The organism is Spirochaeta cellobiosiphila DSM 17781 (genome assembly GCF_000426705.1).
GTDB classification, from domain to species: Bacteria; Spirochaetota; Spirochaetia; order DSM-17781; family DSM-17781; genus Spirochaeta_E; species Spirochaeta_E cellobiosiphila.
Map to the genome: position 1 here is coordinate 177,580 of NZ_KE384555.1, position 26,859 is coordinate 204,438.

General features: G+C 40.0%; 23 protein-coding genes. 17 read left to right on the forward strand and 6 right to left on the reverse strand.

The features are described 5' to 3' along the window. Positions 1–61: 61 nt before the first annotated feature. Genes K345_RS0111155 through K345_RS22400 form a run of 3 tightly spaced genes read right to left on the reverse strand, consistent with a single transcriptional unit; the run spans position 62 to position 4,098 of the window. On the reverse strand, positions 62–1,573 hold the full coding sequence (locus tag K345_RS0111155; protein WP_028974215.1) for a response regulator: 1,512 nt from the start codon (positions 1,571–1,573) through the stop codon (positions 62–64). Beyond that, positions 1,563–3,269 (reverse strand): sensor histidine kinase, encoded by a 1,707-nt coding sequence (locus K345_RS0111160; protein WP_028974216.1) that lies wholly within the window; start codon positions 3,267–3,269, stop codon positions 1,563–1,565. Before K345_RS0111160 ends, K345_RS0111155 begins: the two co-directional genes overlap by 11 nt. Positions 3,270–3,312: 43 nt before the next feature. Continuing rightward, on the reverse strand, positions 3,313–4,098 hold the full coding sequence (locus K345_RS22400) for a helix-turn-helix domain-containing protein (RefSeq protein WP_083963736.1): 786 nt from the start codon (positions 4,096–4,098) through the stop codon (positions 3,313–3,315). A 95-nt stretch (positions 4,099–4,193) separates the two neighbouring features. Here K345_RS22400 and K345_RS20790 point away from each other — a divergent pair, with 95 nt between their 5' ends. From K345_RS20790 to K345_RS0111245, 16 genes are all read left to right on the forward strand, one after another. Next, complete coding sequence (locus tag K345_RS20790; protein WP_053228241.1) at positions 4,194–6,941, forward strand: glycosyl hydrolase 115 family protein; 2,748 nt, start codon at positions 4,194–4,196, stop codon at positions 6,939–6,941. Between the two features lie 13 nt (positions 6,942–6,954). Beyond that, positions 6,955–8,706, forward strand: a complete 1,752-nt coding sequence (locus tag K345_RS20795; RefSeq protein ID WP_053228242.1) for an ABC transporter ATP-binding protein — start codon at positions 6,955–6,957, stop codon at positions 8,704–8,706. Next, positions 8,707–10,419 (forward strand): ABC transporter ATP-binding protein, encoded by a 1,713-nt coding sequence (locus K345_RS0111180; RefSeq protein ID WP_028974218.1) that lies wholly within the window; start codon positions 8,707–8,709, stop codon positions 10,417–10,419. A 65-nt stretch (positions 10,420–10,484) separates the two neighbouring features. Then, on the forward strand, positions 10,485–11,114 hold the full coding sequence (locus K345_RS0111185) for a polysaccharide deacetylase family protein (RefSeq protein ID WP_037572094.1): 630 nt from the start codon (positions 10,485–10,487) through the stop codon (positions 11,112–11,114). 201 nt (positions 11,115–11,315) lie between these two features. Continuing rightward, complete coding sequence (locus tag K345_RS20800; RefSeq protein WP_037572096.1) at positions 11,316–12,566, forward strand: quaternary amine ABC transporter ATP-binding protein; 1,251 nt, start codon at positions 11,316–11,318, stop codon at positions 12,564–12,566. A 2-nt stretch (positions 12,567–12,568) separates the two neighbouring features. After that, positions 12,569–13,420, forward strand: a complete 852-nt coding sequence (locus tag K345_RS0111195; protein WP_156888382.1) for an ABC transporter permease — start codon at positions 12,569–12,571, stop codon at positions 13,418–13,420. A gap of 68 nt (positions 13,421–13,488) precedes the next feature. Further along, positions 13,489–14,379, forward strand: coding sequence for a glycine betaine ABC transporter substrate-binding protein (locus K345_RS0111200; RefSeq protein ID WP_028974221.1), 891 nt, complete (start codon positions 13,489–13,491; stop codon positions 14,377–14,379). Positions 14,380–14,506: 127 nt separating this feature from the next. Beyond that, positions 14,507–15,142, forward strand: coding sequence for an ABC transporter permease (locus K345_RS20805; protein WP_053228243.1), 636 nt, complete (start codon positions 14,507–14,509; stop codon positions 15,140–15,142). After that, on the forward strand, positions 15,139–15,879 hold the full coding sequence (locus K345_RS0111210) for an ATP-binding cassette domain-containing protein (RefSeq protein ID WP_028974222.1): 741 nt from the start codon (positions 15,139–15,141) through the stop codon (positions 15,877–15,879). The genes K345_RS20805 and K345_RS0111210 overlap by 4 nt, the downstream gene beginning before the upstream one ends. Further along, a complete protein-coding gene (locus tag K345_RS0111215) occupies positions 15,869–16,582 on the forward strand; it encodes a response regulator transcription factor (protein WP_028974223.1) in 714 nt (237 codons plus the stop codon). Before K345_RS0111210 ends, K345_RS0111215 begins: the two co-directional genes overlap by 11 nt. Continuing rightward, positions 16,582–18,036 (forward strand): sensor histidine kinase, encoded by a 1,455-nt coding sequence (locus K345_RS20810; protein ID WP_053228244.1) that lies wholly within the window; start codon positions 16,582–16,584, stop codon positions 18,034–18,036. Before K345_RS0111215 ends, K345_RS20810 begins: the two co-directional genes overlap by 1 nt. An 84-nt stretch (positions 18,037–18,120) precedes the next feature. Beyond that, the gene (locus tag K345_RS22405) at positions 18,121–18,597 is read left to right on the forward strand and encodes a TlpA family protein disulfide reductase (RefSeq protein ID WP_053228245.1); all 477 of its coding nucleotides are present in this window, start codon (positions 18,121–18,123) and stop codon (positions 18,595–18,597) included. Next, complete coding sequence (locus tag K345_RS0111230) at positions 18,597–20,279, forward strand: cytochrome c biogenesis protein DipZ (protein ID WP_028974224.1); 1,683 nt, start codon at positions 18,597–18,599, stop codon at positions 20,277–20,279. Before K345_RS22405 ends, K345_RS0111230 begins: the two co-directional genes overlap by 1 nt. Positions 20,280–20,299: 20 nt before the next feature. Continuing rightward, positions 20,300–20,845: a peptide-methionine (R)-S-oxide reductase MsrB gene (msrB, locus tag K345_RS20820; RefSeq protein WP_083963740.1), complete on the forward strand. Its 546-nt coding sequence runs from the start codon at positions 20,300–20,302 to the stop codon at positions 20,843–20,845. Next, positions 20,842–21,486, forward strand: coding sequence for a peptide-methionine (S)-S-oxide reductase MsrA (msrA, locus tag K345_RS0111240; RefSeq protein WP_028974225.1), 645 nt, complete (start codon positions 20,842–20,844; stop codon positions 21,484–21,486). Before msrB ends, msrA begins: the two co-directional genes overlap by 4 nt. A 70-nt stretch (positions 21,487–21,556) precedes the next feature. After that, on the forward strand, positions 21,557–22,465 hold the full coding sequence (locus tag K345_RS0111245; protein WP_028974226.1) for a glycine betaine ABC transporter substrate-binding protein: 909 nt from the start codon (positions 21,557–21,559) through the stop codon (positions 22,463–22,465). Here the strand turns inward: K345_RS0111245 and K345_RS20825 are convergent. The 3 genes from K345_RS20825 to K345_RS0111260 are packed head-to-tail and all read right to left on the reverse strand — an operon-like array spanning position 22,462 to position 25,526. After that, positions 22,462–23,766 carry a metallophosphoesterase gene (locus tag K345_RS20825; protein WP_053228246.1) on the reverse strand — a complete coding sequence of 435 codons (1,305 nt, stop codon included), beginning with the start codon at positions 23,764–23,766 and terminating at the stop codon, positions 22,462–22,464. The genes K345_RS0111245 and K345_RS20825 overlap by 4 nt on opposite strands. Before the next feature lie 9 nt (positions 23,767–23,775). Next, complete coding sequence (locus K345_RS0111255) at positions 23,776–24,585, reverse strand: protein-ADP-ribose hydrolase (protein WP_028974227.1); 810 nt, start codon at positions 24,583–24,585, stop codon at positions 23,776–23,778. Positions 24,586–24,596: 11 nt separating this feature from the next. Beyond that, on the reverse strand, positions 24,597–25,526 hold the full coding sequence (locus K345_RS0111260; RefSeq protein ID WP_028974228.1) for a DUF1848 domain-containing protein: 930 nt from the start codon (positions 25,524–25,526) through the stop codon (positions 24,597–24,599). 45 nt (positions 25,527–25,571) lie between these two features. Here K345_RS0111260 and K345_RS20830 point away from each other — a divergent pair, with 45 nt between their 5' ends. Beyond that, on the forward strand, positions 25,572–26,801 hold the full coding sequence (locus tag K345_RS20830) for a DNA glycosylase AlkZ-like family protein (RefSeq protein ID WP_053228247.1): 1,230 nt from the start codon (positions 25,572–25,574) through the stop codon (positions 26,799–26,801). The last annotated feature ends 58 nt before the right edge of the window (positions 26,802–26,859 follow it).

The following is a 26,859-nucleotide window of genomic DNA, read 5'->3' on the forward strand; positions in this document are numbered from 1 at the left end:
TAAATGCCTTATATATAATTATTTATAGAAATAATACCGATAACATCGTAGGAGTTTTCACCTATAAAGATCGAAACTTGGCAGGAGAAACTCCTGTGTGTTTTACGAATTGTTCAGAGAAATAATCACTGTCAGAATATCCTACCGCATGGGCTACTTCATAGACTTTTAAATCGCTTGAAGCTAATAACTTTTGTGCTTCCTCCATACGTATTTGGCATAAATATTTTTTATAACTTACGCTATAGGTCTTCTTAAATAATTGACCTAAATACACTGGATTTATGGAATAGATCTGACCTAGTTCCTTTAGAGACAGGGACTCCTGATAATGCTCCTGTACGTATTTTGCCACACTCATAATGACACCTGCTTTATTAAGGCGCTTTAGTTCTTGAATCACTTGAGAGGCTTCCTGAGAGTATTGCTCCATATAATCAAACACATTTTTTCGATAACATAAATCTTCAATATATGAAGGATCACGAAAGTGAGCCATAAAACCATCTACAGATCCATCCAACTCAAGAATAATGCGGGTTACATCCATAACAATACACTGTATCCAGTCATGGAGAGCGAGAAGAGAGATCTTTCTTGCATATGCCCATAAACGTATTTGCTGTAATTGTTTAGTAATCTCTAACTGGTCCCCCCGCTCGATACTATTAAGTAATTCAGGGAAGAAAAGGGCTTCTTTTAATGGAGTCTTTACAGAGTAGATATCCTGGGTCTGATCAGTCCAATAGAATAAGCCAGCTGTCTCTGTATAAGGAAGACAGGCGAGGGAATTTATAATACCCTGGAAACTGGATCTAAGAGCCTCCTTAGTATTAAGTACTGGACTTAAAAGGATATATGGTTCAGCTTTGAACTCACGCTTAGAGCAATGGATGAGCTTGGATAAAACCTCTTTTGATGAGCAGAGGCTGTCTTCCAATAGAAAACCAGTTTTATATGGGGACAATCTAATAAAGGATTGTTTGGTTAAGGGGACATTGAACTTATTCAAGAGTGTACACAGGACTTCTTCTTGATCAGGTTGTTCCTGTCGCATCATAAACTGCATATAACGTAGATTACGAAATAAAGGAAGAACCTCATTAAGATGAGAATCATCATAGATTTTATGATTAATGATAAGCTGCCTAAAGCTTCGTGTTGAGCTATCCATCTGTCTATGATCAGAATGAAATTGAGATTCTTTACGTATTTGCTCAAGGGCCAGTTTTATTTCCTCTGGATCCACGGGCTTGAGAAGATAGTGCTTAACCCCGAATTTCATGGCCTGCTGAGCAAAAGCAAAATCACTATACCCACTCAATATTATCCAATGAGGATGGTAGTTTTGAAGAGAATTAACTTTATCAATAAGGTTCAGACCATCTAACTTAGGCATACGAATATCGGATATAATAATATCCGGCCGTACTCCATCAATAAGTTTATAGGCATTTTCCCCGTCATAGGCCATCCCTACTTTGGATATGCCCCACTGTTCCCAATTCATTAATTTATCCAAACCTTGATGAAGATAACGCTCATCATCGACTGTGATTAGTTTAAGATTCAAAAAAATCCTCCCTATATGGAATCTGAATCCGGACATAGGTTCCTGTCTCTATAGAGCTATGAATATGAAGCAGATGATCTTTCTGGTAATATAAATCAAGACGCTTTTTTAAATTAGATAATCCGATACCATCTGGAACATGGGTCAAATCAAACCCCTCACCATTATCCTTTACTTCAATTATCAGAAAGTCATTTTCTTCAAACACTCTAATAATGAGAGACCCCTGTTGTAATACATTTTCCAATCCATGCATACAGGCATTTTCCACTATTCCCTGAATGGTTATCCGTGGAATAAGCCAATAGTCCGGCCTATAATCTGTATAGATTTCATATTTCAATCTGTCCTCAAAGCGATACTTCTGGATATCCAAATACTCACTAGTAAAGGCTAACTCCGACTCTAATGGTATCAGATCATGATCCCATTCCACCATACGCCGGAAAAGACGGGATAGCTTTAGAATAACATCAGCAGTCTCATATTCATCTTTGATGACGGACTTCATTCGAATGGATTCCAGTACATTATTAAGAAAATGAGGATTAATTTGGCTCTGTAGGTTATCTAGTTCTGCTTGTTTTTTGGTTAACTCCAGTTTATTTCTTTCTATATCCTGTCTATAAACCTTGTTGATCAAGTAATTAATATGTTGGGCCATCAGATTAAAATCATTAAGTAAAGTGGCTATCTCATCATGACCGAAGGCCCCTATAGTAATAGGAGAGAAATCCTCTTTCTCCACCTTTTTCATATGTTTTGATAGTAGTTTAAGACGAGAAGTAATAGATAAATTAACCAAGTAAACAAAAATACTAGCCAGTCCCAGACTGAGAATAAGGACTAGAACGTATTTAAGAAAACTAAAACGATCTCCCACAGTCGGGTTCATACTGGCGACCATACCGGATATTCTTAGATCATATCCCAAGTCTAATTCTGGTTTGACTTCCAATAATCTATCTTGTCTGCTTAATCTTTCTATACTGAGCCACTGGGTTAAAATATGTCCAGAGCCATCTCTTAATTGAAGATTCCCCTTTAAGGGAGAACTAGAGAGAATAGACTTAAGAATAGAGACAGACATATCCATTCGAAGAATGACTTCGTACTTACTGGGATAGGAGGGATTACTTATATATTTATAAAGACTCAAGTAAGGACCTTGATGGAGACTTAATCTCCTGTCCTCTTCTTTATGCATGAGTAGTAACTGCCTGGAAGGAGTCTTTTTAATGAGCTTATACCAGGTACTGTTAAGATTGTCCTCATTCAAAGTCACATAACCGGATGAAACACCAATAGAAGGATTACTGACATAGAAAAGAATTTTTTCAATTCCATTATATCCCGCTATATACTTGTTAAGCTCTGGCCATAAATAGGAAGAGTGGACTTCTTGGTACTTTTGCTTCTGAGGATACTCATCCAGTAATAAACGATAAATTACAGAATCAGCAACAATGGCCTTTGATATCAGAGAAAAAGAGTCTATGTAGTTCTCCAAATCATCAGTCACAGCTTTTAAGGATTCTTTCAAATAGCTATCTTCCTGAACCTGCCCTGCCTGGATCAACTCATATGTAAAATAAGAGACCACAAGAATCAGAGGAAGAAAAAAACCTCCAAAATAGACCAAGACTAACTTACGGCCAATAGGAATATCCAGGAACCACTTTATGAATATATTCATTCCGCAAACATTATACGGTGCATATTCTAGGGGCACAAGTTTTTTAATCCCGAGGAGGCAGCTTACCTTTCCTAAGGGATTGACGGTAATCTTTGGGGCTTATGCCAGTTTTTTTCTTAAATATTTTACTGAAATGGTATTCATCAGAAAAACCAAAAAGCGTGGCTAGCTCCTTATTTACATAGTCATGACTCTCCAGTAAATAGCAAGCAGCATCTACTTTTAAGCGTAAAAAATAATCGATAGGAGAACGACCTGTCCTTTCTTTAAACAAATGACTAAGTCGGGATGGGGTTAAATTAACGAGAGAAGCCAAATCTTCCAGAGTAATTTTTCGATTTAGATTCTGGTCCATATAATACATAACATCCATTAAGGGATCTGTAATGTCCACACTATAGCTTGGATCAGAGGGAATACTTAGTTCACTCAATAAAGCCATAACCCCATACCACACAGTTCTTTGAACTTCTTTATTAGGGATATTAGAGAGTACTCGATATCGTTTCCATTCATAACTTCTGGGGGAAGATAATAGGAATCCTCCTTGATCACGACAGAGAACACACAGGGCATTCAAGAAATCCCTTTCCCCTCCTGGTTCATGAATACGCACAATATGAAAAGCTAATTCATCTTGAACATAGAGACGATGCTCTTCATGGGGAGGACTTATTGTCAATAAATGTGGTTCGATTATGTATTGGAACCCTGCTCCAACGAGGGTTCCCTTCCCCTTATAGAATAGATGCATCTCATAAAAGCTATCTGAATGGAGGGGGAAATCATTCACAAGAAATCCTGAACCAAAATCTATCGCCTTTTTCATTAGCAGTATTGTACAAGAATATTATGGTAATGAACATTGGTTCTAAGGAGGAGCTATCCCTAATATCTTAAGTAAAATAGGAGTGTACAGCAATTATGACTATTTTATCACACAAAGAATCAATACTATCCTGTAAACCTCAGGTAGATTATCTAACAATTTATGACGGGAATCCCTCCCTAACCCTAATTCAGCCTTCTCAGGAAGGACTCCAATGGGGAGTCAAACAGTTCCAGGAAGATCTTCTCGGTATAACGAATATGACCTTTCCCTTAAGCTCGTCTTCTCAGAAGGCTTCCAACCCTATTCTTGAAATAAAGCTGATAGGAGAGGATTCTTCTGACTCAAAACAGGAATACCATGCACTCAAAGACAAATGGGACTCCTATATTATCGAGGTGTCTGACAAAGCTATTTCCATAATAGGTAGTAATATAAGGGGAGCGCTTTATGGGATATTTGATTTATCCCGTCAGTTAGGTGTTTCCCCCTGGCACTGGTGGGCGGATGTACCTCATCCAAAGCATAATTACATAGCTATCAAAAAAGGAACCTTCACCTCGGGAGAGCCTGCTATCAGATATAGGGGCTTTTTCATTAACGATGAATACCCCTGTTTAGGTAATTGGGCCCATGAAAAATTTGAAAGTCTTAATCATGAATTCTATGAACACGTGTTTGACCTGCTCCTCCGCTTACGTGGGAATTATCTCTGGCCAGCCATGTGGGATGATTGTTTTTATGATGACGATCCTCAGAATCACATTCTAGCAGATAAGTTAGGTATCATCATGGGAACAAGTCACCATGAACCAATGATGCGTAATTGGAAAGAATGGGGACGTTATGGTGAAGGAGAATGGGATTTTAATAAAAACCTGGAACAGTTAAAGCAATACTGGACCCAAAGTATTAAACGGATGGGCTCATATGAAAGTCTCGTCACAGTTGGGATGAGAGGGGACGGAGATGAACCACTTACCAATGATAAACAGGCAGATCTGTTAGAGAAAATCATTAAAACCCAAAGAGACATTCTTCAGGAAGTCACCCATAAAAAACCACAGGATATTCCTCAAATGTGGGCTGTATATAAAGAAGTACAAGATGTATATGAGCAAGGTTTTGAGATACCGGAAGATATCATCATTATGTTATGTGATGATAACTGGGGAAATCTCAGAATCATTCCCCCCAAAGATAAACAGAAACACAAAGCAGGTTATGGTCTGTATTATCACTTTGATTATGTAGGTGGTCCTCGTAATTACAAATGGATTAGTTCTACGAATCTAAGCAGAACCTGGGAGCAACTCACCCTGGCTTATAATTCGGGAATACAAAGTCTATGGATCGTGAATGGAGGCGATATTAAATTCCAGGAACTCCCTTTAAGCTTTTTTATGGATATGGCCTGGAATCCTGAGGATATTAAATCTGATGAGATAGCAAATTATCTTAAGAGATGGACCTATGAACAATTCGGAATCAAAGATACAGACCTATCCCAATTGATAGAAGATTACCTTCTATACAGCAGCCGCCGGAGACCAGAACTACTGGACAAGGATACCTATACAAATAAAGTCTTTAATGAAAGGGATAGGATACAGAAGGAATCCATAGAATTGCAATCAAGACTTAAGCAATTAAAAACAACGATTCCTGAATCTTATCAGGATAGTTTCTATCAATTAATTGAATACCCCCTCATGGCTTTAAGCAATTTACATTTAATGTACATCTATCAAAAACAAAATGAAGACTATAGTTTACAAGAAAGATCTTCTACAAATGCTTATGCTTATAAAGTCATGGAATGCTATGTCAAAGATAAAGCTTTAACCAATCAATATCATAGTCTCAGAGAGGGAAAGTGGAATCACATGGCCAGTCAAAATCATATTAGCTATACCTACTGGCAGCAACCTGAAATCGATTTATGTCCTGAGACAAAGCTCCTACCTATCCAAGAGAATGTGGATATACAGATTGATACAAAAAAGATAGTAATAGAATCTCAACAACAGGAACCTAGTTATATTGATATCTATAATCGGGGATGTCGAGATCAGAGCTATCAAATAAAATGTGAAGTAGATTGGCTAAAACTTGCTTCACAAGAAGGGATCATCCATGAGCAAGTACAAATACCTATTGAAATCCACTGGGATCAAGTTGATCAGGAAGAATTGGAAACCAGTATAATCATCACTGCTGGTATAAAAGAATGGGAAGTCAAGCTTGTTGTTCGTAAAAAAGATTACCCCACATCCTTACCAAAAGGGACCTTCCTACCATATAAAGGTATCACCTCAATTAAAGCCAAGAATTTTAAAGCATCCTATAAGAGACAGCAAATTGAATGGAAAGTCATCCCTGGCATAGGAAGAGAAGGATCGGGAATAACAACATTTCCCATCGGAGCGTCCTGCTCTAATACCAATATTTTAGAGCACCCCTCTGTCGTTTATGATCTTTATCTGGATCAAATAGGGGAATATTGGATCTATATTCAGGTAGCACCTAGTAATGATTTCCTCAATAAAGGAGGACTTTGTTATGGAATCAGCTGGAATCAGGAAGAGCCCCGTGTCATTAATATACATGAGAAGGCAACTAAAGAGGATTGGTTCAATCCAGTAACAACAAACGATGATTGGAATAAGGCCGTAGGGAATAATATCCGTACCCAAGAAATAAGAAAGGAAATCAATAAAACTGGTATACACCAGCTCCAAATATGGATGATTGATCCAGGGATTGTGATCCAAAACATAGTGCTTAGTCAAAAAGATCTAGGGTCATGGTCCTTAAGCCCTACAGAAAGCCGACGTTCTTAATAAGGAAGTATTCATGTTAAAATTGCTAAAAAAGCTATTTCCCTTCCTTAAACCTTATAAGGGAAATCTTGTAATAGCAGTCCTATTTATGGTTTTACTCGATGTTACTGAGTATCTCCTGCCTTTGGTAGTGAAGTTACTTACAGATGATGTATTTGTTAATATCCAAATGGAGGGCATGGTTCACAAACTAATATGGCTGTGTTCCATTCTCTTCGGAGCAGCCCTCTTTAGGGGAATATTCGCTAATATAATGATTCAACAATATTGGATCATTGGGGAATCTGTTGTGCGGGACATGCGTAATGCCTTATACGACAAGATTCAAAACATGGAATTACTATCCTATGACAAGATGCAAGTAGGAGATCTTATGTCTCGGCTTACATCAGACATACATATATTACGTAACCTGTTCGCTTGGGGACTGGAACATCGTTTAAGAATTATTTTTATCACAACAGCAGTCTTTATCCTAATGATGCTATTAAGCTGGAAATTAACTCTTCTGGTCTTTGTCATTATTCCAATATTTCTGGGAACGATTCTCTTCTTTAGTGGAAAAATGCGGAGGGCTGTAGAGAGACAGCAAAGAAGATTAGGACTCTTTGTATCAGGAATACAACAGAACATTACTGGAATGCGAACCGTTAAAGCCTTCTCTGCGGAAGAAGAAGAGATAAGGAAACTTCACAACTTAAATGCCAAATTAAAAAACGAAGAAACCAACTTGGCAACCTTACAAGCAGTCTTTAATCCTCTGATACTTGTAGTAAATGGTGTAGGAACTTTGATAGTCCTCCTCTACGGAGGATACCAGGTTATGATGGGACAATTGTCTTTAGGAATACTGTTAGCCTTCATAACCTATATGGGCATCATGCGATGGCCCATATCCTTATTAGCACCCAATACCTCCCTATTTAATATGGCCTTGGGAGCAATCACCCGTATAGAAGAGATCTTTAACCTTCCTGACCAAAAACATGCAGAAACAGGATCCTTTAAAAAGGAAATCAAAGGGGCTATCCAGTTTGAAAAGGTCTGTTTTGCTTATACAGAAGAGGATTCGGTCCTTGAGAACATTAGCTTTAGTATTAACCCTGGAGAAAAGGTTATGCTCTTCGGTCTTACTGGGGCAGGAAAAAGCACACTCATCTCTTTAATTCCCAGGTTCTATTATCCCACATCAGGAAATATCACCATTGATGAAACCCCTCTTCAGGACTGGCATCGAGAAACCTTACGAAGGCAAATTGGATTTGTCCATCAGGAAACCTTTCTTTTCTCTGCTACCATAGGTGATAACATTCGCTATGGAAAACCTACAGCTACTCAGGCTGAGGTTGAAGAAGCGGCTAGCCACGCTCAAATCCATGAGTTTATAAAAGAATTGCCAGAAGGTTACAATACGATGATAGGAGAATATGGAGTGGGCTTATCAGGAGGGCAACGACAGAGAATATCTATCGCCAGAACCATACTCCAAGACCCTAAAATCCTTATCCTGGATGATTGTACTTCAAGTCTTGATTCTGTGACGGAATTCAAAATACAGCAACAGCTTAAAGAACTCATGAAGGGACGAACTAGTATTATCATCGCCCAACGGATGGGAGCCGTATCGGATGTAGACAAAATCATAGTATTGAATAGAAAACGTATTGAAGGTCTGGATAGTCATCGAAATTTATTAAAGTACAACAGCTTATACAGGGATAGCTATTATTCCCTGTACCAGCAATTGCCTCAGGAGGAAGTATAGATGATTAAGAGATTACTTAGTTATTTTAAAGAATCTAAATGGCCCATTGTTGGGATGTATATTTTCAGTTTCATCTTTGCCGGAGCTTCTGTACTGGTCCCCTACCTCACCAAAATCATGATGGATAGGTACATTATTCCTAAACAGTTTGATGGAATGTTTTTTATGGCAGCCTTGATTATGGGAGACCTGGTCCTTATGTATTTTTCAGGACGTTGGCAGGGTATACTGGTCTCAAAGATCAGTTACCAATTCCTATCCTCATTGCGAAAAGATTTATATGTAAAACTTCAAAAACTCCCTATACCCTATTTTGATAAAAATAAAACAGGGGAGACTATCTCTATAGTAACCAATGATGTTCAAGTTCTGGAACAATTATTACAAGGAGGTTTAGCAGGCCTTTTTGTGAACATATTCCTCTTGATAGGAATATTGATCATGATGTTGTTCATTGACTTACGACTAAGTTCAATACTCCTGATAACTGTGCCATTATTCATCTTGCTAGTAGTGGTCGTAAAAGAAAAAATGCTTGCAGTAGCCAGGAGTAGCCAGAAAGAACTAGGACACGTTAATGGCTTCCTTAATGAATCCATCAGTGGAATGAAAGTCATCCGCTCCTTTTCCAAAGAAAAAGAAAACATCAAAGAATTTCATGATAGGAATGAACAATACTACAGTATTACAAGACGATTTATCCCTCTCAACTCTTTTTTCTGGCAATCCGTTACTACGATCAACTTAGGAAGTCAAACTTTGGTACTACTTTTTGGTGGATTACTGTTATGGAAAGGGTGGACAACTATTGGAATAATCACCGCCTTCATGGGATATATTGTACAATTCTTCAACCCTATTCAACAGATTAGTAACTTAATCAATGAATTCTCCAGAAGCATTGCTTCCTGCGAAAGAATTTTTGGGATCATTGATCAGGATGAAGAAATCTATGCTACACCTGAACAAGATAGAGAAGTTCCTTTACAGGCGCACAAGATGGCTTTCAAAGACCTTCATTTTGAATACAAGAGTAATGAACCCATTCTCAAGGGAATAAGCTTCGAATCCCTGAGAGGAACAACCACAGCTATTGTGGGACATACAGGATCTGGTAAATCAACAATGATGAATCTCCTCTGTCGTTTTTATGCCCCCCAGGGAGGACAAATCCTCATGGACAATAAGGATATCTCTCAGATGGGCTTAAAAGAGTACCGTCAGATGATATCTATTGTGATGCAGGAACCTATTCTATTTACAGGGGATGTAGCCGCTAACTTACAACTTGGTAATGACTTAAACTTAGAGCGAATAAAAACAAAGATGTCTGAACTCGGCCTGTCTGATATTGTTGATAAGCTCCCCCATGGTTATCAGACCAAGGCAGGAGCCAGGGGAAATAATCTATCCCTGGGAGAGAGACAGTTATTATCATTAGGGAGAGCTCTAGTGAAAGAACCTCAAGTCCTTATCCTGGATGAAGCAACCGCTTACATAGATACCTTAACAGAAGAGATTATCCAACAAGCCTTAAGTGTCCAAAAAGAAGATCGCTTTACCTTTGTTATTGCTCATAGATTATCTACTATCAAAGGAGCAGATAATATTCTTGTCCTGGATGATGGCAAAATCGTTGAATCCGGCAACCATCAGGAATTATTAGCTCAAAACGGCCATTATGCAGGTTTGGTTAACAGTCAATTTTCATAATCAAAATAGGGATCCTTAGTTCATCCTCCTAAGAATTAGGGATCCTTTCTATAAGGAGATCAGCAATGAATAAGAAATACTGTGCCCTGACTTTTGATGATGGACCAGATCGTGACAAAACGTCTCTGGTATTAGACATATTAGAAAGGGAACAGATCCCTGCTTCGTTTTTTGTTATAGGACAATTAATCAATCAAACCACACAAAAAACCATAGAACGCTGTCTATCTTTAGGATGTGAAATCCATAATCATTCCTGGGGATGGGACAGTTTGGATAGGATGACAGAAGAGGAAATAAAACAGTCCATTACTAAGACTAGTGAGCAAATCCGGCAATTTGCGCCAGAACAAACTCTTTTTTTCAGACCCCCTAATCTGGCCATAAGTACACTAATGTCACAAACAATAAACCTACCTTTCATGGGTGGGATAGCCTGCAATGACTGGATTAGTACAACAAGTGATGAAGAGCGGGTTCAAATGATCCTGAATCAGGTCCAAGATGGATCCATCATACTGCTTCATGATGTACAGCCTCATCAGACACATCAAAGCTTAAACCTTCTCATACAACAACTTAAAGAAAAGAATTATCATTTTGTCACTCTCACACAATTATTTCAACAAAAGTCTGTAGATCCTTATTCAAGGCCGGGAAAATTGTGGATTAATGTGAACAAAGAACAAGCATAAAAAGAACATTTTTGCTCACTAATCTATTTCTCATAAACTCCTATTGGCGATAAAAACTAAGGAGTACTAAACTTAAGCAAACAAACCTGTATTGATCTTAGGTGTTGATTTCTTGATATTTATTTAGTACACTATGTTTAGTATTCAATATATCAATACTAGTATCAAACACAGATATTATTTCTTTAGGAGTTTATATATATGGCATTAGTCGAGGTTAAAGATTTATATAAAATCTTCGGCCCCAACCCAAGGCGCGCTATTCCCATGATCAAAGAAGGGAAGAGTAAACAGGAGATCAAAAAAAAGACCGGTTGTACCATCGCCATCAACGGTGCTACCTTTGATATCCACAGAAAAGAAACCTTTGTCGTTATGGGTTTATCAGGAAGCGGAAAATCAACTTTTATCCGCTGTCTAAACCGTCTAATCAGACCAACTGCAGGAGCAATCCTTATAGACGGACAAGACATTATGAAAATGAACAAAGAGGAATTACAGAAACTAAGACGATACAAAATGTCGATGGTTTTTCAGAATTTTGGATTACTTCCTCACCGTAATGTAGTGGACAACGTAGAGTTTGGTCTTGAAATAGGTGGAATGGGAAAAGAAGAAAGACGGGCGAAAGCCTTTGAGGCACTGAAACTAGTAGGATTAGAAAGTTTTGAATTTAGCATGCCCCATGAACTATCCGGTGGTATGCAACAAAGAGTCGGCCTGGCACGGGCAATGGCAAATGATCCAGAAATCCTTTTAATGGACGAAGCGTTCAGCGCTTTAGATCCCCTCATCCGTTCACAAATGCAAGATGAATTACTAGAACTACAATCCAAGATGCACAAAACGATTATCTTTATCACCCACGATTTAGATGAAGCCTTAAAGCTTGGTGATCGTATTGCCATCCTCGGTCCTGATGGGAAGGTAAGACAAATCGGTACCCCCGAAGAGATTTTATCAGCACCAGCGGACACTTATGTAGAGAAGTTTGTTCAGAATGTTGACAGAACCAGGGTCATAACAGCAGGAGCGATTGTTCACCGGACACCACAGGTTAACCTGGTAAAAGACGGCCCAGAATCTGCCTTAAGGTTAATGGAAAAAGAAAGATTACCTCATGCTTTTGTTGTTGATGCTGAACGAGTTTTACAAGGGATTATATCTATTGAAGACGTTGTTCGGCTTAAGAAGGAAAAGAAAAAAGACCTTAAAGAGATCATAAATGCTGAAGTGTACACGACTTCCATGGATACAGCCATCTCTGATTTATTAGCAACAGCAGTTGAAAGCCCCTATCCTATCGCAGTCATCACTGAAGGAAAGTTCCATGGTATCGTCGACAGAGCGGCTATAATAGCCGAAGTCAATGAGGGAATAAAAGACTCAGAAAGTCCAACTGTTCTTAGTGATGTGCTCAATGAAGACAATACAGAGCAGGAGGATAGATAAACATGGATTTTATTAAAAGTATTTTAGATATAGGTGCTATATTCGAAGCTATCATCGATTGGATGACTAAGAATATGGACTGGTTTTTTGATGCTATTTCTGCGGTAGTTGAAGGCTTTCTTAATCTTATACAAGGGTTATTTCACCTTCCACCAGCCTTTATCTTTATTCCCCTATTAGCTTTGTTAGCTTGGTGGATTGCAGGTAGAGGAGTGGGGATTTTCGGATTAATAGGTTTTAGCCTTATTGCCTATATGGGATACTGGGATCAGACAATGGATACATTATCCTTGGTTTTTTCCGCTGTTGTTTTTGGATTGCTTATTGGGTTGCCCTTAGGAATATGGGCTTCGAAATCAGATTCTGCCTGGAAGATCCTGCGTCCAACCCTGGACTTTATGCAGACCCTGCCCGCCTTCGTTTACTTAATACCAGCTGTACTTTTATTTAAACTGGGTCCAGTTCCAGGTGTTATTGCAACGTTGATCTTTTCATTACCTCCTTCAGTTCGTTTGACAAACTTGGGGATTAGACAGGTACCAAAAGAAATCAAAGAAGCTTGCCGCTCCTTCGGAGCAACTCCACGGCAAATGTTATTGAAGGCAGAGCTACCTGTAGCCATGCCAACCATCATGGCCGGGGTAAACCAAACCATCATGTTAGCCTTATCTATGGTTGTTATATCAGGGATGATCGGTGCTGGTGGATTAGGGAATGTCGTTCTTAAAGGGATTACACAGCTTAAAATCGATATGGGATTTGAAGGTGGAATTGCTATTGTAATTTTGGCTATCTACTTAGACAGAGTTACACAAGCACTCAGTGACAATACCCGTAAAAAGAAAAATGTTTAGTTATTTATTCTCTCGTTGAGAGATTATTATATTTAGTATTCTAAATACAAAATTATATAGGAGACACAATGAAAAAGATTGTTTTAGCAGCCTTAACGCTAACTTTATTATTACCATCTATTACTTTTGCTAATGGACAAAAAGATTCTGGTGAAGCTAAAAAAACAGCTAACCTGGTTTATGCTAACTGGGAAGAAGGAATCGCTTATACCAACTTGGCTAAAGTCGTTTTGGAAGACAAGATGGGATATGATGTAACAATTACGGCTTCAGACGTAGCTCCTGCCTACGCAAGTGTTGCCGCCGGGGATCAAGATGCTTTTATGGAATCTTGGCTTCCTGTACTACATAAGGATTATAACGAACAATATGCTGAAAATATTGTTGATTTAGGACATGTCTACGAAGGCACTCTTAGTGGACTAGCCGTACCTAATTATATGTATGAAGCTGGAGTTAAGACTATCTCTGACTTAACAAAACCAGAAGTTATGGACAAACTAGATTCAACCATTACCGGTATTGATGCTGGTGCGGGTATCATGAAAACTACTGAAGAAAATGTTTTCCCTGCTTATGGATTAGACAAAGCAGGATATAAGCTATTAGCTTCTTCAGGACCTGCAATGATGGCAGCTTTAAAAGACGCTTATCAGTCAGAAGAATGGATTGTAGTAACAGCATGGAAACCACATTCAATGTTTGGTTATTTTGGTATGACCTTCCTTGAACAGGATAAAGACGTTGTATGGGGTGCTGGTAACATTCATATTATCGGACGTAAAACAATCAGCGAAGATAAGCCTGAGTTAGCTCAGTTCTTAAACAACATGTTCCTAACTACTGACGAAGTAGGATCTTTGATGGTTGCTATTAGTGAAGCTGATGGTAGTGAAGAAGATGCAGCAAGAGCATGGTTAGCTGATAACGAAGACGTTGTAGCTGACTGGATCCCATAATTTAACAGACTATAATTAATTTTATACATCGAAGACTAGATCATTCTGATCTAGTCTTTTTTTATATTCTTTACTTATATCCGATTGAACATTACTCTTTTACTAAAACATAAAAGGATTATTAACCTTGCTTTGGAAGACCATAGTAATACTATATGAGCGCTGGGATTTCTTCAGTCAACTACTAATCGAACATCTTAGAATTTGTGCCTTGGCTATTTTATTTGCCTCTCTCCTAGGTTTATTCCTGGGTATCATCATCACAGAATATCAAAAGTTATATAGAATCGTGACAAGCATATCTAATGTAGTCTATACGATTCCATCCATATCCATGCTAGGATTTCTCCTCCCTTTTACAGGCATCGGGGATACAACGGCCATTATAGCCCTGTCCTTGTACGGCTTACTTCCTATAGTGGGCAACACAGCTACGGGAATTCGTAATATAGATCCCAAAATAATAGAAGCAGCCAAAGGAATGGGTAGCTCCCGCTGGAATATTCTTGTCCACATCAAGCTTCCCCTAGCCCTCCCTGTCATCATGACTGGCTTGCGCACTATGGTTGTAATGACTATTGCTTTAGCAGGTATAGCCTCCTTCATTGGTGCGGGAGGATTGGGAGTGGCCATATATAGAGGGATTACAACGAATAACATGGCCGTTACCTTAGGAGGAAGTCTACTCATAGCTCTCATGGCCATACTTATGGACCTTATCCTTCACCTATTACAATCACGCATTCCCTGGAAAGAACAATGACAAACACCACAGCTATAGAACTAAAACACATCAATAAAAGCTATGGGGACGTCCCAGTACTAAGAGATTTTAATCTGGAAATTCAAAAGGGTGACTTGGTGACAGCCATTGGAAGTTCTGGATGTGGAAAAACAACAGTACTCAAGCTCATGAACGGCTTACTCTCACCTGATTCAGGACAGGTACTGATAGAAGGACAGGACATTGCCCGAATAGAGCAGGATGATTTAAGACAGCATATGGGATATGTCATACAGGGAATAGGATTATTCCCTCATATGAAAATCAAAGACAACCTGGCCTATGTCCTAAAACTTCAAAAAAGAGATCATCCTTTCATCAAGCAGAGAATTAGGGAACTATTAGATTTAGTCCATTTATCTGAGGACCTACTTCATCGTTATCCCCATGAGTTATCAGGAGGGCAGCGACAGAGAGTCGGTTTAGGGAGGGCTTTAGCGGCCAAGCCGGAGATTATTCTCATGGACGAACCCTTAGGGGCGGTTGATGAGATAACCAAACATGAATTACAGACAGAAATCCTTAACATCCATCAAGCAACGAGGACAACCATTTTTTTTATCACCCATGACATACAGGAAGCCCTTACTTTAGGTTCTAAACTTATGGTGATGAAAGACGGAACCATTCATCAATATGACGAACCAGAATATATAGTTAAGAATCCTTCAACAGATTTTACAGCAAAACTCATTGGACAAGCCTATGGACAATAAAACAATCCATGTCCTTATAATAGAAGATGATAGAGAGATATCCCAACTCATAGGCTTGCATATAAAAGACCTGGGTTATAAAGCAGAATATGCCTATGATGGAAACACAGGCTTAACGAAAGCATTGAGTGGGCAATATGATCTGGTCATATTAGACATAATGCTACCTCAGAAAGACGGACTCAGTCTCTGTAAAGAATTAAGAAGTCAAAATAATAATGTCCCCCTTCTTATGCTGACAGCTAAAGCGGAGGAAATAGATAGAGTTCTCGGACTGGAATTGGGAGCCGACGATTATCTTACCAAACCCTTTAGTATACGAGAACTCATTGCCCGGATAAAAGCACTCCTGCGACGCTCTCATATACAGCAGCCTCCCCTGACCGAGAATGAATTGGTTCTGGGAGAGCTCGTTATCAATGAAGGAAAAAGGAGGGCGACCTTAAAAGGGAACATTCTCGATTTAACAGCAAAAGAATTTGAACTCCTCACCCTTTTTAGCAAAAACCCCGGGAGAGCCTATAGCCGAAGAGACCTCCTTAATATTATTTGGGGATATGACTTCGACGGTTATGAGCATACAGTCAATACCCACATCAATCGGTTAAGAAACAAAATAGAGTCTGACCTAAATCATCCTCGCTACCTTATAACCGTATGGGGTGTAGGCTACCGTTTTGCAGAAGAGAGGGAATTAAAATAATGATATTAAAAACTTTCTATGGACGACTATCCATACTATTTTTGCTCATGATACTGGCCTTTGGAGGCATTAGTTTATTAATAGCCTTCCAATCATCAAAACATTTATTTGATGAAGTAGAGCAACTTCTTAACAGGGAATATGCGGCGGATATAGCCAATGAATTACAACCCCTGGTTCAAGGGGGATTCTCTCAGGACGGCATCAAAGAAGCCATTCACTATATGATGGTTCTTAATCCCATGGTGGAAATCTACCTATTAGATGGATCAGGAGCTATATTGGCCTATTTTACTCATCCTCATGATCAACTCCTCCATACCCGGATCGATATACAGCCCGTCATCGATTTTATTAATGCAAATGGGCTAGTCCCCCTCCTGGGGCAAGACCCTCGAAGTGAAAACAGGAATAAACCCTTCTCCGCTGCGGAATTGCGGATGGGGTCAGACTTGGGCTATGTCTATGTCATCCTCAGAGGTCAGGGTTATGATAGATCTTTAGCTATGGTTAGCAATAACTACTACCTCAGATCAGGCATTATAACCTTCCTGATAGCCCTCTTGGCAACAGCCATTGTAGGACTGTCTCTTTTCTTCATTATTACAAGACGCATCACCCATCTCGGAACCAGTGTACGGATGTTTGAGAAAGGGAATTACCATCATCGTATCCCTGTCACAGGGAATGATGATATAGGTCGCTTAGAACAGACATTCAATGATATGGCACAATCTATCAAATCAGCTTGGGAAGCAAAGGAAGATGCGGAAAAGCAGCGTTCAGATTTAATCGCCAATATATCCCATGATCTACGTAGTCCTTTGACCTCCATACGTGGTTATTTAGAAACGATACTCATGAAAGAATCCTCCCTATCCCAAAAAGAGAGCCAGGAATATCTTCATACGATCATGAAAAACGTTACCAGTCTCCAATCTCTCGTCCAAGAATTATTCGATTTAGCCAAACTGGAAGCCAAACAAATCTCCCTGCATAAGGAGACTATCAATCTGGCCGAACTCATTCAGGATGTCATACTCAAGGAAAAACCCCAAAGTGATCTCAAAAAGATAAGCATTAACTACCAACCGCCCCAAGGAGATTCCAGTCTGGAAGGTGATCTCCCACTCCTGGAAAGGGTAATCACAAACATCCTTGAAAACGCTATTCTCCACACACCAGAAGAGGGACACATAGAAATATCCATCGCAACAGAAGACAACAAACGGATCATTTCCCTCCTCGACTCTGGCTCTGGTATTGCAGAAGAAGATCTTCCCCATATCTTTGAAAGGTTCTACAGGGCGGACAAAAGCCGCAACCGTTCCCTTCCAGGGACAGGTTTAGGTCTTTCTATCGCAAAAGAAATCGTTCTTCTTCACGAAGGAACGATCCAAGCCTCTAAAGGACCAGAGAAAGGAGCCCTCTTTACTATCTCCTTTAATGTTTAAAGTTTACAAATCTTTTCCTATTTTGTGATTCTTTTGTGACATTTATTGTTTATCTTCTTAGTAATGAATAAAGGAGGTAAGCATATGAAAATGTTTACAATTGTATTATTAGGATTACTGTTAGCTTCTACAAACCTATTTGCCGGGGGACAGAAGGACGATTCTATGATGATGTCAGAAGACGAACACATGGAAGCAGATCATGCTGATTCCATGATGATGATGTCCTCTGACATGTCAGAAATGACAGGTCTGATTGATCCCTATCCCGATTTTATGGATTTGGAAGGAGCCCAGCTAATGGCACAATCCGAACCAACAGTACTCTTCTTCTATGCCACGTGGTGTCCTACTTGTCAAGAAGCTAAGAAAGAGCTTCAAAGCCGAGTTGATGACCTAAAAGGGATCAACCTACTCATAGTAGATTATGATAACTCTGATGATCTTCAAAAGATGTACGGAGTCACTTACCAACATACCTTTGTACAAATAGACTCAGAAGGCAAAGCCATAAAGAAATGGAATGGCGGTTCTGTAGATAAAATATTGGAGATGATGTAATGATCATTCTCTCTTTTTTCGCCTTTCTGTCAGGGATAGTTACCATACTATCCCCTTGTATTCTCCCGGTTCTGCCCCTTGTCTTGTCAGGAAGTGTCGGAGGAAAGAGAAAACCAATCGGTGTGATCATCGGATTCATCCTAAGCTTTAGCTTCTTCACCCTCCTCCTCTCCACTTTGGTACAGACACTGAATATCCCCCCTGAAGCATTACGCTGGGTTGCCATAGCTATCATCTTTATCTTTGGGATTATGCTGATCTTTCCTACCATCCTGGGAGTATTTGAGACCTTCTTATCCAGAATCATCAAAATAAAGCCCCAATCGAAATCTCAGGGATTAGGAGGAGGAATCCTTCTGGGCAGTAGTCTCGGTTTAATATGGACCCCCTGTGTAGGCCCTATTATGGCCTCTGTTATCAGCTTAGCCATTAGTCAGCAGGTAAAAGGATCAAGCATAGTCTTAATTATAGCCTATGCCCTGGGAACATCTATTCCTATGATTGCCATCATGCTGGGAGGACGAAAACTCATCAATGCCCTACCTTTTATCAAGCATTCCGCCTCTTCGATCCAAAGGGTCTTCGGGGTCATTATGATCTTTCTTGCCCTGGCTATCGGTCTGGGATGGGATCGTCAATTCCAAAGCTATGTTCTGAATAAGTTTCCCCAATATGGCACAGGACTGACGAGTTTTGAGAACACCAAGATTGTTCAGAAGGAGTTGAACAAACAAAGGGAATCCACTAGTTCCCTGTCCTGGCAGAATCCCCCTCAAGGCGGCCTCTTGGGCCAATACGGATCAGCTCCGGACTTTATCTCTAACAGCACCTGGCTTAATTCAGAACCTTTGGACTGGGATAGTTTAAAAGGCAAGGTTGTCCTTATAGATTTTTGGACGTACAGCTGTATCAACTGTGTACGTACCATTCCCCATCTTCAGAACTGGTATGACAAATACAAGGATCAAGGACTTGTCATCATTGGAGTACACGCTCCTGAATTTGCTTTTGAAAGAAATAGGAACAATGTCATGACTGCCATGGAAGAATTAGGAGTTACCTGGCCTGTTGTTCAAGATAATAATTTCCAATTATGGAACGACTATAACAATAGATTCTGGCCTGCCCATTACTTTGTAGATGCCCGGGGACAGATCCGCTATTACCACTTTGGTGAAGGGGGTACAGAGACTTCAGAAAAGGTCATACAAAAACTGTTAAAGGAAGCTGGCTATTCTGTTAAGGAAAGCATTGATAAAGAGACTAAGAATACCAAAAGCAGGATTACTAAAGAAACCTATCTCGGTTATGGAAGAGCAGATGCCTATAAAGGATCAATCATCACTCAGGAAGAACAAAAGACTTACCAGCCTGACTCGACCTTACAGGAAGGAGAATGGACACTGGAAGGTTCATGGACAGTACGAAAAGACTTCATTGAAACAGAAGGGGATAGCCAGATTAAGCTCTCTTTTACAGCAAAGAATGTCTACATGGTAGTGGATCCTTTAGAGGAAGAACCGAGTATCACTATCACAATAGACGGCTCAGAGCAGACCTCGACTCTAGAACCTACAGAAAGCAAGCTATACCAGCTCGTCCAGTTGGACAAAACCGGATCTCATATACTAACTCTAACCATCAAAGGAAAGGTACGTTTCTATACCTTTACCTTTGGATAAATCCCTAAGGAGGAAAAACAATGAAATACATAATGATCATCTTAATGCTTCAAGCGGGACTCTTAATAGCTCAGGATATCAGGGAAGGAACAATACCTCCTCCCCAATTAACAAACAGTACCTATCAGAAACCATCAGATAAGGAACTGAAAAAACAACTCACCCCTCTCCAGTATAAAGTCACCCAGCATGAAGGCACAGAAAGGGCTTTCCAAAACGAATACTGGAATAACCATGAAGAGGGCATCTATGTGGATATCGTATCAGGGGAACCTCTCTTTAGTTCCACTGATAAATATGACTCTCGCACAGGTTGGCCCAGCTTCACCAAACCCTTAGCTGACGGCAATATTCAATATAACAAAGACAGTTCCTGGGGAATGGTACGTACAGAAGTACGAAGTACCTACGGTGATAATCACCTGGGTCATCTATTCAATGATGGACCAAAGCCTACAGGACTGCGTTACTGCATCAATTCTGCTTCACTAAGGTTTATTCCAAAAACCCGAATGAAACAGGAAGGCTACGGAAATCTACTCTATCTCTTTGGAGAAATGAAATGAAATATCTATCTACCATTATCTTATTATTAACAGCTGTCTTAACGGGCAGCTTATGGAGTCAAGGATCACCGGAATTACGAGGACCTCTACCGGAATGGAAAGACCAATACACCATGGATCAAGTGGAGACAGCCGTCTTCGCAGGAGGATGCTTTTGGGGAGTGGAAGGAGTCTATGAACAACTAAAAGGGGTATTGGATGTTCATTCAGGCTATGCGGGAGGTAGTGAGAAGACCGCCCACTACAATATGGTCAGCTCCGGAGCTACGGGACATGCCGAATCTGTTCAGATCATCTATGATCCTTCCATCATAAGCTACAAAACCCTCTTGGAAGTCTTCTTTACTGTAGCTCATGATCCCACACAGCTGAATTATCAAGGTCCAGATAGAGGAACCCAATACCGGTCAGCCATATTCTACGTGAATGAACAGCAGCGACAGGAAGCAGAAAGATATATCAAAGCGGATAAGAGAGACATAGTAACCCTAGTCAGCCCTTTAAAGAAGTTCTACATGGCAGAAAAATACCATCAGGACTTTATGCGTCTAAATCCTGACTACCCCTATATCAGGTATTGGGACTTACCTAAAATCGTAGAACTAAAGGCTCAGTATCCAGAGCTACTGGCCCAACCCTAATCAGGAATTTTGTCTTTCCCAAAGCTTATACTTATACTAAAAGGGTAAAGCCAATAAAGGGAGTTCAATAATGAAAAAGAGCACTATGACAATCATCCTCATGGCAGGACTGTTATCACTCAGTCTACTCACAAGTTGTCAGGGAAAAGCAGAGGACAACCTTGTCAAAATCGCCACAAAACCTATGACAGAACAATTCCTGTTAGGAGAGATGTTGGCCCAACTCATTGAAAGCCGGAGTGACATTAGGGTGGAACTCATCAAAGGGATTGGAGGAGGGACTTCCAATATTCATCCAGGTTTAATCAAAGGTGAGTTTGATATGTATCCGGAATACACAGGAACAGGATGGAGCTTTGTTCTCAAAAAAGAAGGAATTCCTGATGATCAGACTCTCTATACCCAATTAGTTAAAGACTACAAAGACCAATATAACCTGGAATGGGTGGGCCTCTATGGGTTCAATAACACCTATGGCTTAGTCATTCGAAAGGATTTAGCCCAACAATACGGTATCAAAACCTATTCAGACCTGGCGAACTATGATGATCAGTTAAGCTTTGGAGCAGAGTATGACTTCTACGAAAGGGAAGACGGATACAAGGCCCTCTGTGCAGAATACGGACTTGAGTTCCAAAAACATGTCGACCTCGATATAGGACTCAAATACAACGCTATCAATAGTAAGCAAATTGATGTGATGAATATATTTACCACAGATGGTCAATTGAGTGTATCTGACACAACCGTTCTCAAGGATGATAAAAACTTCTACCAGACCTACTACTGTGGAACTGTTGTACGCTCAGAGACTTTGGAACGCTACCCCGAATTAAAGCCCATCCTTTTATTGATGGATAATATTCTGGATGACCAGACTATGGCCGACCTGAATTATCAAGTAGAAGGAGAACATAAGAGCGATAAAGAGGTAGCGACCCAGTTCCTCCTATCTAAAGGGCTTCTGACAGAATCCTAAAGATTGAGTTCTATATACAGATCATTATCAGGAGGAGTCCCATCCTCCTTGATACTGTCTAGATAATTCTCCAGAAAAGGATTTATCCAGGAACGGGCTTTCTCATCTATCCCAGGAATATCAATGGGAGTCTCCCCTTCCCTTCCTGCAAAGAAATCAGCATTAGATTCTCCTGTCCATTTCTTAATTTCCTCTAATGTCTCCTCATCAATCGCATCTGTATTCACCGATTTATCAACCATCAGATTAGATAGTTTAATAAAGAAATCCCGGGAGTATTGGGGAAAATTCCGTAATTGATCATCCTCAATATCATTTTCTTTAGCCCAGGTTTCAACGTCTACAGGATGAGCTTCGTAATGCCAGGCGGAAGGACCAAAGCTGATACGTCCATACTGATGAGGATAAACAGATAAGGCATTAGTAGCCACATCATAAATTTTCCTATCCCCTAGAGACTTCTGAATTATATCCTGAATATGAATGTGTCCTGTAAGTACCATGGGGATATTCCAATCAAGGAACTGCTCTTGAAGCTTGTCACTATCATCAATAGTAAAGCCCTCACTCACCATAGGATTATGCTTAATCAAACTATGATGCATAGCAACAAATATTTGCTTATTGTCTCCGTGCGCTTTAGCAACAAGATCCCCCATCCAGGCTAAAGTAGAAGGACGGATAAAGCCGCCCTGAACGGGATTACCTAAGACTTTATTGTTAGAATATTTATTAGAATCCACCATCAAGACCTGAATACCTTCTATAGGTTCAATCAAATAACTCAGAGAATCCTTATCATAGGATAAAGCCCCCTTATAACCAAAATCCTTGTAGATTTTCTTAAAATCATAGGGGGTTATAGATTTTGAAGGGAAAGCCTTATCCTTATAGAAAGTCAAGGCTCTGGGATTATTGATATCATGATTACCAGGAATCACATAAACTTGAGTCCCCCCCTCTTCAACTTCCTTGAAGTAATCAGCCAAATCTTTATGACTTCTCTTGGCTCCATTAAAAGTTAAGTCCCCTGTTACAAGTAAAACTTTTGGTTTATCCCTTTCAATGGTAGATTTGAGGGCCGCTAATAAGGGAGCTTGAACATACATATTCTTTCCATCCCCCTCTTCCACCAGCTCAGTATAAAGGGAGCCCTCATCGTGTAATTTATCAGCCAGGTAGTGTATATCGCTTACAACAAATAAAGAGGTCTGATTCAGATTAAACTTCTCCTTATTGCCACAGGACATAAGGAGTAATGGTAGGACCAATAATAAAAAAAGTATTTTTCGTAAGAACATTTTACGCTCCTAGGATATCAAAAGAGCCCGATAGATATTCCAATCAAGCTCTGTAAAGACATTAAAAATTATCCTATCAAAACTAACAGGATACTTATCAAGGTAATGAATAACCGTGTCTAAGGCAATTTCTGCGGCCCGTTGCTGGGGAAAATGGAACACTCCTGTGGATATGCAGCAAAAGGCAAGGGTCCTGATTCCTTTCTTGATAGCCCCTTCCAGACAGGAGACATAGCACTTATTCAGCATAAACTCGTCCTCTTCTGTTAGATCCCCCTCTATAATGGGGCCAACCGTATGGAGAACATAACGGGAGGGAAGGTTATAAGCTTTGGTTATCTTCACATCCCCTGTAGATTCTTCATGACCTTGAGCCATCATAATATCCCAGCACTCATCCCTTAACTGAAGCCCTGCCCCTGAATGAATGACATTATCAATACACTCATGGCCCGGGGTAAAACAGCCTAGCAAACGACTATTCGCTGCATTGACAATACCATCCACTTTTAATCGAGTGATATCCCCCCGCCAAAGAGAGAGAAGTGAGGCGTTTTTCAATGGAGAATGAAACTCCTCCTTTGCATGAGGAATGTCTGATAAGGTCACAACACCCTTCTTCTCAAGGAGATGCTGCAAGAGGGCATCCTGTTTATCCCAATAAGAATCAGGAAGAACCTTACCCGGATATCGTTCATTCATTAATCCCCGGAATACCTTATATTTGCTATCAAAATCCCCCCATTCTTTTAGCTGGGGTTTGAGCTTATCATTAAGAGTTAGAATCAGATCATCCAATGTTGTTAGTATATCTTCCATCGGGTAGCCTCCTAGAACAATCCAAGTTGTTCATCAATATAACTCATTTGTTTTGATTTTCTTATACGATCTCCCGGCTCTCTATGACCTATCAACAAGGGAGAAAAGGGATCATGTTTCTTATAACTGTTCAGGACTAAGCCCCTACTATAATTAGCATAACAATACAGACAACCATGGGGACAGGAATTATAGACGCCTATCTCATTTTCCAGAAGACATTGGCAGTGTTCCCGTTTGGAGGGCTTTTTGGGAATCTTATATTTTTTGCCCGTCATAGCTTCCCAGTCCTTTTGGATAAAACAACCATCCCTATTAAGAGCAAGGGAATCTAATGAGGCTAAAGGTTCAGCACAAGTCTTGATAGTCATCCCATACTGCGCTGCGATTTCTACCATGGCAGCCGCACATTCTAATTGCTGCTCAGGAGTGACCTCCCTTATTCCCGGCATATTCTTAACGGTCTTATTGTAAAGATCCACAAAGCTAATAACACAAACTTCCGTATAAGTTACTAAAGACCGGGCGATCCTTTCGAACTGAGCCAAATGATAGGGCATATCATATTTATCCGTTATAATAATAGGATCATAACGCCATCCTACCCTATGAGAACCCAAGGTATGACTCAATTGATAAAAGCTATGGAGAACAGATTCAAAGGGAGGGACAAAGGGTTCAATGTCCTTATCATATCCAGTGATGGTGACATACCAATACTGATCAAAGGAATCGATTAGGGATATGTCCGACAGCATAGGCTGTGGATTCTTGGTACAGAAAAAGAGCAGATCCACGACCTTCGGGTCTAAATCATAATGGGTCACATCATGGTAGTTATAAGGATTCCTCACATACACAAAACCTTCTGCTATCCGATGATAGAACCACTTACTGTAGAAGGCTGGAATGTCGGTCCTATTGCCCACATTAATAATCATAAATGTAAGATGCCATTCATAAGATTTCCTATTACTATGGAGTATATGATTAATCTAACACCAACAGAAGCCATTCACTACCTCTTAAGCTATCAAAATATTAATACAAAAAGCCCTTATACTAAAGATGAAGAGATACAAGACTTCATACGTAAGGTAGGGTGCATCCAATATGATCCCCTAAGCAGAATCGCCAAGAATGCAGATCTGGTGTTAAACAACCGTGTCAAAAATTACAAAGAAAAACGCCTGGATAAGCTTCTTTACAAAGATAGAGTCCTCTTCGACGGCTGGGATAAAAATATGTCCATTATGGCCTTGGATGACTGGAAGCAATTCAACTGGAGTCGAGACAAGTACAAGAGTCATTATAAGGACAGAGCCAAACAGTGGGAAGAAGCGGCTAATCAGATATTTCACTACTTGGAAAAGCATGAATACCTATGCTCAAGTGACATCAAAACAGACATCACCGTTGACTGGGCCTGGGCCCCCACTAATGGGGTACGGGCTGCCCTGGAAAGCCTCTATCATACAGGGCATCTTGGCATTCATCACAGAAAAGGAACACGAAAATACTATGGTCTCATAAAAGATCTCTATCCCGAAGAGGCTCTAGGGGAAGAAAAATATTCCTATGGCACAGAAGATTTCAATGATTGGTATGTTAGACGAAGAATTAATTCCCTGGGATTACTATGGGACAGGGGCAGTGATGTTTGGCTGGGCTGTCCCTTGAAGAAAGCAGATAGAGAGGAGGGCTTCCATCGTCTTATCGAAAAACAAATCCTAGAACCTGTAACCGTCAGAGGTATTAATGCCCAATTCTATGTAGATAAGCATCGTTTTGACCAACAACAAAAAGGGGACATCAAGGGAAAGACATCCTTCATTGCCCCCTTGGATAATCTCATATGGGATAGAAAGCTCGTCCAGGAACTATGGGGGTTTCACTATAAATGGGAAGTCTATACGCCCCTTCCTGAGCGGAAATATGCCTATTATGTTCTGCCCGTCTTATATAAGGATCGTTTTGTAGGACGATTTGAACCCATTCGCAATGGGAAGGATAAAGAACTCCTCATCCAAAACTGGTGGTGGGAAGATCACATCAAACCTACCAAAGCCATGAAGGAATCCATCATCAGAGAGATAAAATCCTTTATGAAATTCCTGGAATTAAAGAGTTTAAGCATTGGTGATCCTGTAGAAGAAAGCTGGCTGAGAAGCTTTGCCACCTCAGGGTTCACAGCTAGTTCCCGTGCAGATAAATAAGAGATACAAGGGATGTTTTGTGCACTTGAAAATTATATTAGAAGGACCTTCTAACTTT

Coding starts and splice junctions, on each gene's coding strand:
- msrA (WP_028974225.1), top strand. CDS start 20,842: ATGAAATATCTATCTACCATTATCTTATTATTAACAGCTGTCTTAACG.
- K345_RS0111185 (WP_037572094.1), top strand. CDS start 10,485: ATGAATAAGAAATACTGTGCCCTGACTTTTGATGATGGACCAGATCGT.
- K345_RS20790 (WP_053228241.1), top strand. CDS start 4,194: ATGACTATTTTATCACACAAAGAATCAATACTATCCTGTAAACCTCAG.
- K345_RS20795 (WP_053228242.1), top strand. CDS start 6,955: ATGTTAAAATTGCTAAAAAAGCTATTTCCCTTCCTTAAACCTTATAAG.
- K345_RS0111215 (WP_028974223.1), top strand. CDS start 15,869: ATGGACAATAAAACAATCCATGTCCTTATAATAGAAGATGATAGAGAG.
- K345_RS0111195 (WP_156888382.1), top strand. CDS start 12,569: ATGGATTTTATTAAAAGTATTTTAGATATAGGTGCTATATTCGAAGCT.
- K345_RS20825 (WP_053228246.1), bottom strand. CDS start 23,766: ATGTTCTTACGAAAAATACTTTTTTTATTATTGGTCCTACCATTACTC.
- K345_RS22405 (WP_053228245.1), top strand. CDS start 18,121: ATGAAAATGTTTACAATTGTATTATTAGGATTACTGTTAGCTTCTACA.
- K345_RS0111210 (WP_028974222.1), top strand. CDS start 15,139: ATGACAAACACCACAGCTATAGAACTAAAACACATCAATAAAAGCTAT.
- K345_RS0111160 (WP_028974216.1), bottom strand. CDS start 3,269: ATGAATATATTCATAAAGTGGTTCCTGGATATTCCTATTGGCCGTAAG.
- K345_RS0111200 (WP_028974221.1), top strand. CDS start 13,489: ATGAAAAAGATTGTTTTAGCAGCCTTAACGCTAACTTTATTATTACCA.
- K345_RS20830 (WP_053228247.1), top strand. CDS start 25,572: ATGATTAATCTAACACCAACAGAAGCCATTCACTACCTCTTAAGCTAT.
- K345_RS0111180 (WP_028974218.1), top strand. CDS start 8,707: ATGATTAAGAGATTACTTAGTTATTTTAAAGAATCTAAATGGCCCATT.
- K345_RS0111245 (WP_028974226.1), top strand. CDS start 21,557: ATGAAAAAGAGCACTATGACAATCATCCTCATGGCAGGACTGTTATCA.
- K345_RS20810 (WP_053228244.1), top strand. CDS start 16,582: ATGATATTAAAAACTTTCTATGGACGACTATCCATACTATTTTTGCTC.
- K345_RS0111230 (WP_028974224.1), top strand. CDS start 18,597: ATGATCATTCTCTCTTTTTTCGCCTTTCTGTCAGGGATAGTTACCATA.
- K345_RS20800 (WP_037572096.1), top strand. CDS start 11,316: ATGGCATTAGTCGAGGTTAAAGATTTATATAAAATCTTCGGCCCCAAC.
- K345_RS0111255 (WP_028974227.1), bottom strand. CDS start 24,585: ATGGAAGATATACTAACAACATTGGATGATCTGATTCTAACTCTTAAT.
- K345_RS22400 (WP_083963736.1), bottom strand. CDS start 4,098: ATGAAAAAGGCGATAGATTTTGGTTCAGGATTTCTTGTGAATGATTTC.
- msrB (WP_083963740.1), top strand. CDS start 20,300: ATGAAATACATAATGATCATCTTAATGCTTCAAGCGGGACTCTTAATA.
- K345_RS0111260 (WP_028974228.1), bottom strand. CDS start 25,526: ATGATTATTAATGTGGGCAATAGGACCGACATTCCAGCCTTCTACAGT.